Source organism: Streptomyces beijiangensis, from assembly GCF_017315755.1.
Classification (GTDB): domain Bacteria; phylum Actinomycetota; class Actinomycetes; order Streptomycetales; family Streptomycetaceae; genus Streptomyces; species Streptomyces beijiangensis.
In genome coordinates, this window is the sequence record NZ_JAFLRJ010000605.1 from 1 (window position 1) to 2,007 (window position 2,007).

At 68.7% G+C, this 2,007-nt stretch carries 3 protein-coding genes; all 3 read right to left on the reverse strand.

Annotation, left to right across the window (positions count from 1 at the left end; translation table 11 throughout):
* Nucleotides 1-73: 73 nt before the first annotated feature.
* Nucleotides 74-481 (reverse strand): hypothetical protein, encoded by a 408-nt coding sequence (locus J0695_RS37445; protein WP_206969224.1) that lies wholly within the window; start codon nt 479-481, stop codon nt 74-76.
* A gap of 623 nt (nt 482-1,104) precedes the next feature.
* Nucleotides 1,105-1,701 (reverse strand): DUF4192 family protein, encoded by a 597-nt coding sequence (locus J0695_RS37450; protein WP_206969226.1) that lies wholly within the window; start codon nt 1,699-1,701, stop codon nt 1,105-1,107.
* Between the two features lie 39 nt (nt 1,702-1,740).
* A partial coding sequence (locus J0695_RS37455; protein WP_206969225.1) for a hypothetical protein occupies nt 1,741-2,007 on the reverse strand: 267 nt, incomplete at its 5' end.

The window sequence follows — 2,007 nt, forward strand, 5'->3', positions numbered from 1 at the left end:
ACCCCGGACGACCCCGCCCCCGGAAACGTCACCGAGGGGCTGAGGGGTTCCGGGACCCACGGCATCGGCTGGGTCATCGCTGGATGGTGGCGTTGTCGCCCGTACTGATCACGCCCTCGTTGCGCTGGGCGGCCACAGCACCGTCGCCGGACGCGGAGACCGAAGCCCCGGCCTGCGGAAGCAGCCCCGCGATCTCGGCCGCCAACTCGGCGTCGTCACGCAGCGCCCTCTTGATCTGGGCCCGCAGCGCGGCCTGGAAGTCCTCGTCCTCGGGCGCCGCGACCGCGTCCCGCACGGCCCGCTCGATATCGGCCCGGCTGTCCTCGCGCCGCCAGATCCTCTGCAGGATCCGCGTGCCGAGCGATACGGTCGCGTCCGCCCCGGCCCCGCTCGCGCGGGTGAGCACGGCTGTTCCGTAACTCCCGACGGCCGCGGTCACATACGGCACGATCTGATTGGCCAAGAGCAGTGCATCCACCATGGAGATCCCCCACACCCTGCGTGCGTTCCACGAGCTGCTTCACTCCAGGATCGCACCGCGACGCGGGCCGGGACCTGCTCCTGCGCACATCTGCGGCGGGGGATGAGAAGCCGCAAAGGCGAACACATTCGAACCATCACCCCGACGGATCGGGGGCCGCATCGTTTCGCCAGCTTGAAACGTTCCTGCAGCGGTACCTCGGAGTGGGGCGGGTGGGACTCGAACCCACGGCCGACGGATTATGAGTCTGGTTCGCGCCGTGCGGTCCGAGTTCCACCTAGATCCACTTATCTAGTTATGGCTGGTGAAACGGGGTCTGGAAGATCCAGGGTTCCAGCTCGGGTTTTGGCCTTCCTTACCCTTCCGGTCACACGGTGGTCACACCCTCGGCGCTGGAACCAGCCCAACAGCGGCTGTTCGAGGGCCAGACCGCCAACTGCGCCGGTCGGAACGCGATCTCGAATATGGGGCGGATGCCCCGACGGACGGATTCTCATTCCAGCGCACGAAGGCCCTGCCCCCGGTGGGTGGGGTCAGGGCCTCAGGCGAACCGTGGCAAGTCGCTGCCACTGCATTCACGATACCGCCCAGGCTGGGCACGTATCGGGAGTTCTCGTTGAGGGTCAGCCCCTGCCCTCAGGGTGCTGGTCGCGAACTTCAAGCACCCGACGAACAACGTCGGTCACCGTCTTCTGCGCATCCGGGCGATCGAAGGCGCGGCTGAGGAGCAGCGCCAGGCGGTAGTCAGGGTCGAAGGCGAGGGCCTCGTGTACCGCCTTTCGGGCTGTCCGGTGGTCTCCAGCTATCCAGTGCGTCCAGGCTCGGAGGGTGTGAACGGGCGGGGTGTAGGGGGTGTAGCCGGTGGATGTGCAGCGTCTCGCCACGTGGTCCCAGAGGGCTCGCGCCTTGGCGAGTTCGGTGGGGTAGATGAGCGCGAACGCGCGGTCCCGGGCTTCGGCGTCGGCGAGGCCGGTGGCGATGCGGTGGAGCTCGTCGTCGTTGAAGGCGCTGGGGTCGCGGTGGCTGGCGAGGATCCTGCGGATCTGGCGGAGCGTCTTCTCGCGGGTGCGCTCGATGGTGGTCGTCATGACGAACTCCTGGTGGGGTTGGCTCGGTCGCGTCGGATTTCGGTGAGCCGTCGGGCGAGGTCTGGTGTGTACGCGGGGCCGCGGCAGTTGGCGTAGCAGTAGCCGCCGGCGGGGGCGCCGCAGTCTTCGCAGGCGTCTTCGAGGTCTGGGTTCATCGGTTTCTCCTCCGGCTCAGGCCGCGACCGGGGTCTTCTTGCGGGGCTTGCGGGCGCGGGCCTTCTTTGCCGGGGGCTTGGGGGCGGGGGCGACTTCTGCGGCCATGACGTCGGGGTCCTCCCAGGGGGTGTCGCCGACGTGGCGGGGCTTGCGGATGCTGGCGGGGAGGAGCCGGTCGCGGATCACGTCGGCGATGAGTGCGGCTGGATCGGTGTCGGTGTCGTCGCTGGGGAGGTCGGTGCCGGTGTTCCAGGTGTAGGGGCCTTCGGTCCACTGGCCGGT